The organism is Streptomyces sp. NPDC057654 (genome assembly GCF_042800135.1).
Taxonomy (GTDB): Bacteria; Actinomycetota; Actinomycetes; order Streptomycetales; family Streptomycetaceae; genus Streptomyces.
The window spans coordinates 1-6555 of sequence record NZ_JBHVHQ010000475.1 but is presented as its reverse complement, the minus strand read 5'-3'; the positions used below and the strand labels follow the sequence as shown (position 1 = coordinate 6555).

Sequence of the window (6555 nt, the reverse complement as noted above, 5' to 3'; positions counted from 1 at the left end):
GCTCCAGCGTCCCCGACCGCTCCCACAGCCGCCCCAGCCGCAGCACGGCCGGGCCGATCCGGTACCGCCGGGTGGCCGGGTCCGAGACCAGGAAGCCGCGCCCGGCCAGCGTCGCCAGCAGCCGCTGCGCGACCGAGGTGTCCCAGCCGAACTCCTCGGCGACCTCGGTCACCCCCCAGTCCGGGCGGGTCCGCTCGAAGGCGAGCAGGACGAGCAGCGCCCGGTCGACGGTCTGGAGCAGGCCGGGCGGGGTCCGGCGGTCCGCGTGGTCGGTCATCGCCGGTCCGCCCCCTTCGGGTATCTCACCATGCAGACCTCGATTGCAGATAACGGGAAACTCTTGCGTTCAACGCTATCCCACCTCAATCTGCTGGGAACACCCCCGCCCGGAACAGTGAAAGAAGCGGCTGATGTTGAAGTATGTGCTGGATGTCGTGGACCTCCTGGACGACCCCATGGCCTCCGGCAAGCACGTCGTGGACTACCTCGACACCGTCGCCGGCCCCGAAGGCTCGGGCGCGCAGGTCACCACCGTCCAGGGCGAGCGGGGCTCCACCGACTTCGTGCTCGTCCGCATCCCCGGCACCGCGGGCCGCAGCGGCGGCGGCAGCGCCCGCACCCTCGGCGTCGTCGGCCGCCTCGGCGGCGTCGGCGCCCGCCCGGAGATCACCGGCATGGTCTCCGACGCCGACGGCGCCGCCTCGGCCATCGCCGCCGCCGCCAAGCTCCTCGACATGCGGCGCCGCGGCGACACCCTGCCGGGTGACGTGATCGTGGCCACCCACATCTGCCCCAGCGCGCCCACCGAGCCGCACGACCCGGTGCCGTTCATGGGCTCGCCCGTCGACATCGCGACCATGAACCGGCACGAGGTCACGGACGAGATGGACGCGGTCCTGTCCATCGACACCACCAAGGGCAACCGCATCATCAACCACCGGGGCCTCGCGCTGTCGCCCACCGTCAAGGAGGGCTGGGTGCTGCGCGTCGCCGACCAGCTCGGCGAGCTGCTGGCCGTCGTCTCCGGCGAGCCCCTGGTCACCTATCCCGTGACGACTCAGGACATTACGCCGTACGGTAACGGTGTACATCACATCAATTCGATTCTTCAGCCCGCCACGGCCACCGCCGCCCCCGTCGTGGGGCTCGCGATCACCTCGGCCGCCGCCGTCCCGGGCTGCGCCACGGGCGCCAGCCACGAGAGCGACATCGCCACCGCCGCCCGGTACGCGATCGAGGTCGCCAAGGCGTACGGCGACGGGCGGCTGGACTTCCACGACGAGGTGGAGTTCGACAACCTCGTGGGCCGCTACGGGTCCCTCGCACACCTCCAGACCCTCGGCAGAGCACAGGAGTCCTGATGGCAGTCACCGAAACGAAGGCGGTGGGCAGCGACGACTACGCGCTGTCCCGCGTCCCGCGCTCCGAGCGATTCGGCTTCTGGACCATGCTGCTCCAGTGGCTGGGCCAGTCCGGCTCGCTCTCCCAGTTCACCCTGGGCGCCACCATCGGCGTCGGCATGACCTTCGGCAAGGCGTTCCTCGCCTTCACGCTCGGCGCGGTCATCCTGGAGATCGTGATCTTCGCCATCGGCCTGGCCGGCATGCGCGAGGGCCTCGCCACCCCGCTGCTCACCCGCTGGATCGGCTTCGGCCGCAACGGCTCCGCGCTGGTCAGCCTCGTCATCGCGGTCAGCCTGGTGGGCTGGTTCGGCGTCCAGAACACGATCTTCGGCAACAGCGTCGCCGCCCTGGTCGGCGGCCCGTCCGCGCTGTGGTGCGCCGTCGCGGGCGTCGCCATCACCGCCCTGGTGATCTTCGGCTTCAAGTACATGGCGCTGCTCGCGAAGATCGCCACCCCGCTCTTCTTCGCGCTGATCGCCTGGTCCGTCACCACCACGCTCATGCACCACTCGGTCTCCGAGCTGATCAGCGCCCCGCCGCCGGGCGAGCACCTGCCGCTCGCGGTCGCCGCCACCGCCATCGCCGGCGGCTATATGACCGGCGCGATCGTCGCCCCCGAGATGACGCGCTACAACAAGAAGGGCTCGCACGTCTTCGTGCAGAGCGCCTCCTCCATGATCCTCTCCGAGTACATCGTCGGCATGATCGGCGTGCTCCTCGGCCACCTGGTCAAGAGCAGCGACGTCACCCACATCGTGCTCTCCACCTCCGGCGCGGTCGGCGCGATCGTGGTCATCCTGTCCACCGCGAAGATCAACGACTGGAACCTGTACGGCTCCTCCCTCGGCATCGTCAACTTCTTCCAGGTCGTCTTCGGCAAGCGGCTGCACCGCGGCGTCGTCACCGTCGGACTCGGCATCGTCGGCACCGTGCTCTCCGCGATCGGGGTCATGGCCCACTTCACCGAGTTCCTCTCCACGCTCGGCGTCGCGATCCCGCCCATCGGCGGCATCATCGTGGCCGAATACTGGGTGGTGCGGCGGATGCGCAAGCCCCTGGACGCCACCCGCGACGCCGAGACGCTGCCCGCGTCCGCGCCCACCTGGGTGCCGATGTCCCTGGTGATCTGGGCCGCCGCGTTCTGCGTCGGCAAGTTCGTCACCGCCGGCATCCCCGCGCTGAACTCCCTGCTCACCGCCTTCGTCCTGTACTGCGTACTCGGCGGCCTCGGCTGGATCAAGAGCTACGGCACCTCCACCCTGGACGACGGGGACACCAGCCTTCCCGACGCCCGCGAAGCAACCCCCATGGGAGCGGCATGAACACCACCGACACCCAGCACACCCCCGGCGCGCGGCCCGGCCCCGCCGAGGAGGAGGTCGTCGACCTCTGCCGGGAGCTGATCCGGTTCGACACCTCCAACCCCACCAGCGACGAGCGCGCCTGCGCCGACTGGGTCCGCGGCAAGCTCGCCGAGGCCGGCATCGACTCCGAGCTGATCGAGAGCGCCCCAGGCCGGGCCAGCGTCATCGCCCGGATCGCGGGAAGCGACCCCGAGCGCGGCGCCCTCCTCGTCCACGGCCACCTCGACGTCGTACCGGCCGACGCCGCCGAATGGCAGGTGCCGCCGTTCTCCGGCGAGATCCGCGACGGCTATCTGTGGGGCCGCGGCGCGATCGACATGAAGGACACTGTCGCGGTGATGCTCGCCACCGCCCGGCACTTCGCCCGTACGGGCACGGTCCCCTCCCGCGACCTGGTGCTGGCGTTCCTCGCGGACGAGGAGGCGGGCGGCAAGTTCGGCGGCCACTGGCTCGTCGAGCACCGGCCCGAGCTGTTCGAGGGCGTCACCGAGGCGATCGGCGAGGGCGGCGGCTTCTCCTTCGCCATCGACGACGACCGCCGCCTCTATCCGATCGAGAACGCGCAGCGCGGCATGGCCTGGATGGAGCTCACCGCGAGCGGCCGGGCCGGGCACGGCTCCTCGCCCAACGACGAGAACGCCGTCACCGACCTCGCCGAATCCCTCACCCGCATCGGCCGCCACACCTTCCCCATCCGCCTGATCGAGCCGGTCCGCGAGCTGCTCACCGAGGCCGCCCGCCTCTACGGCGTCGACTTCGACGAGAACGACATCGAGGGCAGCCTCGCCAAGCTCGGCCCGGTCGCCGACTTCATGCAGGTCGTCCTCCGCAACTCGGCCAACCCGACCATGTTCCAGGCCGGTTACCAGACCAATGTGATCCCCGGCAAGGCCACCGCCCGCGTCGACGGCCGCTTCCTGCCCGGCCACGAGCAGGAGCTCATCGACACCATCGACGAACTGCTGCTGCCCTCGGTCGGCCGCGAGTGGGTCAACCACGACATCGGCATGGAGACCCCCTTCGAGGGCCCCCTCGTCGACGCGATGTGCGCGGCCGTACGCGCCGAGGACCCCGACGGCCACCCCGTGCCCTACTGCAACCCCGGCGGTACGGACGCGAAGGCGTTCAGCAAGCTCGGCATCCGCTGCTTCGGCTTCAAGGGCCTCAAGCTGCCGCACGACCTCGACTACGGCCGCCTCTTCCACGGCGTGGACGAGCGGGTTCCGCTGGAGGGCCTGCGCTTCGGAGTCCGCGTCATGACGCGGCTGTGGCAGACCTGCTGACGAGGCATCACGCCTCATGACACCCCAAGACCGCACGCCCCCGCGCCTACTCCTCCGCGGGGGCGTCGCGCATGCCCGGAACCGCCTGCGCGCCCAGGCCCTTAACGCTCATGCTGTCGGGTCCAGTTGGGCGCGCAGCCACTCCTCCACCTCGCCGACGTGTGCCGCCGCCGCCACCCGGGCCGCCTCCGGATCGCGGTCCACCAGCGCCCGGTGGATACGGGCGTGCTCCTTGCGCGTACGGTCGTACGCGCCCTCCTGCTGGTAGCCGCGCCACACCCGGGCCCTGAAGGTGCGCGAGGAGAGGCCCTCCACGATCGCGGCCAGCGAGTCGTTGCCCGCCGCCAGACAGATCGCCCGGTGGAAGGCCAGATCGGCGGCGAGGATCTCCTCCGGGTCCTCGGTCGCGTTCATCGCCTGGAGGTGCTCCGCCACGGTGTCGAGCTGCTCGTCGGTGATCCGGGCCGCGGCCAGCGCGGTCGCCGTGGACTCCAGGATGCGTCGCACCTCCATCAGCTCCACCAGCCGCGGACCGCGGGAGATCTGCGCCACCACCCCGAAGGTCTCCAGCAGGTCGCCGGTCTCCAGCCGGGTGACGTAGATCCCCGAGCCGTGCCGGGCCTGGAGCACGCCGAGGACGGTCAGCGCGCGGATCGCCTCCCGCATCGAGGAGCGGGAGATGCCCAGCTGGGCCGCGAAGTCGCGCTCGGTGGGCAGCCGCTGCCCGGCCTCCAGCCGGCCGTCCGCGATCATCGCCTTGATCTGCTCGATCGCGCGCTGCGTCACTGTCCCCTTGGGGGGCGTGGTGTCCTCCATGGTTCCCCTCCCGGCGTCCGTGTCGCGGCAGTCTACCCACGCAAGTGATCGGACCAATACTCCTTCAAGTCGCGGAAATCGCGGTCCGAGGGGTGTTGTGCTGGCCAAGAGGTCTGATAAATATTCGGCGCGGCCGGTCCCGGCTACCGGGCCGCGACCCAGCGCCGTCCTTGGTGAGGAGCCGTCAGATGACCGGTAGGCAGGCGAGGTTGAGCACGCGGACCGTGCGCGCGATGGCGGCGGCGGCCTGCGCCGCGCTGGCGCTCACGGCGTGCGGCAGCACGAAGGACACCGCGTCCGGCGGGGGCGGCAAGGGCGGCGACGGCAAGGTCGGAGTGATCGTGCCGCTGCTGACCTCGCCGTTCTGGCAGTCCTACAACGACTACGTGCCCAAGATGGCCAAGGCCGAGAGCGTCGACGCGCTCAAGACCGTCAACTCCAACAGCGACTCGGCCCAGCAGATCACCGACATCAACAACCAGCTCAACCAGGGCGTGCACGGTCTCGTCGTCGCCCCCCTCGACAGCGCCGCCATCGCCGCCGGACTCGACCAGGCCGACCGCAAGGGCGTCCCCGTCGTCGCCGTCGACGTCGCCCCCGAGAAGGGCAAGGTCGCCATGGTCGTACGCGCCGACAACGTTGCCTACGGGACGCGGGCCTGCGAATACCTCGGCAAGCAGCAGTCCTCCGGCAAGGTCGTGCAGATCATGGGCGACCTCGCCTCGGTCAACGGCCGGGAGCGCTCCGAGGCGTTCCGCACCTGCATGAAGCAGAAATACCCCAAGGTCAAGGTGTTGGAGATCCCCGCCAAATGGGAGTCCGACACCGCGGCCTCCAAGCTCGATACCCTGCTCAACTCCAACCCCGACATCAAGGGCATCTATATGCAGGCGGGCGGCGTCTACCTCGCCCCCACCCTCCAGACCCTCAAGAGCAAGGGCATGCTCAAGAAGGCCGGCACGAGCGGCCACATCACCATCGTCTCCAACGACGGCATCCCGCAGGAATTCGACGCGATCCGCAAGGGCGAGATCGACGCCACCCTCTCCCAGCCCGCCGACGCCTACGCCAAGTACGGCATGTACTACATCAAGGCCGCCATGGCCGGTAAGGCCTTCAAGCCCGGCCCCACCGACCACGACTCCACGATCGTCAAGCTGCCCAGCGGCACCCTGGAGGACCAGCTGCCCACCCCGCTGGTCACCAAGGCGAACGTGGACGACAAGAAGCTGTGGGGCAACACGGTGAACGCGGCGAAATGAGCACCGACACCGCCCCGCGCCCCCTCGTCGAGGCCACCGGCATCACCAAGCGCTACGGACCCACCACCGCCCTGCGCGACGGCCGGCTGACCGTACTGCCCGGCGAATCACACGCCCTGGTCGGCCGCAACGGCGCCGGGAAGTCCACCCTCGTATCGATCCTGACCGGCCTTCAGCCGCCGGACGAGGGGACCATCTCCTTCGACGGCGAGAGCGCGCCGCCGCTCTCCGACCGCGACGCCTGGCGCGCCAAGGTGGCCTGCGTCTACCAGAAGCCCACCGTCGTGCCCGAACTCACCGTCGCCGAGAACCTCTTCATCAACCGTCAGCCGACCCGGCGCTCCGTCATCAACTGGCGCAGGCTCCGCACCGAGGCCGCCGCGCTCCTCGACGCCTGGGACGTCCGGGTGGACCCCGACGCCCGCAC

Annotated in this window: 7 protein-coding genes; 5 read left to right on the top strand and 2 right to left on the bottom strand. The window is 70.2% G+C overall.

Going from position 1 to position 6555, the window contains the following annotated elements:
• Positions 1–277: helix-turn-helix domain-containing protein (locus ACFU99_RS28250; RefSeq protein WP_384397249.1), on the bottom strand; the 277-nt coding region annotated here is incomplete at its 3' end.
• A gap of 133 nt (positions 278–410) precedes the next feature.
• Here ACFU99_RS28250 and ACFU99_RS28245 point away from each other — a divergent pair.
• From ACFU99_RS28245 to ACFU99_RS28235, 3 genes are read left to right on the top strand one after another with little or no spacing between them, the layout of a single operon-like run.
• Positions 411–1361 (top strand): DUF1177 domain-containing protein, encoded by a 951-nt coding sequence (locus ACFU99_RS28245; protein WP_384397246.1) that lies wholly within the window; start codon positions 411–413, stop codon positions 1359–1361.
• On the top strand, positions 1361–2725 hold the full coding sequence (locus tag ACFU99_RS28240; RefSeq protein WP_384397243.1) for a cytosine permease: 1365 nt from the start codon (positions 1361–1363) through the stop codon (positions 2723–2725). The genes ACFU99_RS28245 and ACFU99_RS28240 overlap by 1 nt, the downstream gene beginning before the upstream one ends.
• The gene (locus ACFU99_RS28235; protein WP_384397239.1) at positions 2722–4050 is read left to right on the top strand and encodes a M20/M25/M40 family metallo-hydrolase; all 1329 of its coding nucleotides are present in this window, start codon (positions 2722–2724) and stop codon (positions 4048–4050) included. The genes ACFU99_RS28240 and ACFU99_RS28235 overlap by 4 nt, the downstream gene beginning before the upstream one ends.
• A gap of 108 nt (positions 4051–4158) precedes the next feature.
• Here the strand turns inward: ACFU99_RS28235 and ACFU99_RS28230 are convergent, their stop codons facing one another.
• A complete protein-coding gene (locus ACFU99_RS28230) occupies positions 4159–4866 on the bottom strand; it encodes a FadR/GntR family transcriptional regulator (protein WP_384397235.1) in 708 nt (235 codons plus the stop codon).
• 188 nt (positions 4867–5054) lie between these two features.
• On the opposite strand from ACFU99_RS28230, the gene ACFU99_RS28225 reads away from it, so the two are divergent.
• The gene (locus ACFU99_RS28225) at positions 5055–6128 is read left to right on the top strand and encodes a sugar ABC transporter substrate-binding protein (RefSeq protein ID WP_384397232.1); all 1074 of its coding nucleotides are present in this window, start codon (positions 5055–5057) and stop codon (positions 6126–6128) included.
• Positions 6125–6555: ATP-binding cassette domain-containing protein (locus ACFU99_RS28220; RefSeq protein ID WP_384397229.1), on the top strand; the 431-nt coding region annotated here is incomplete at its 3' end. The genes ACFU99_RS28225 and ACFU99_RS28220, both read left to right, overlap by 4 nt.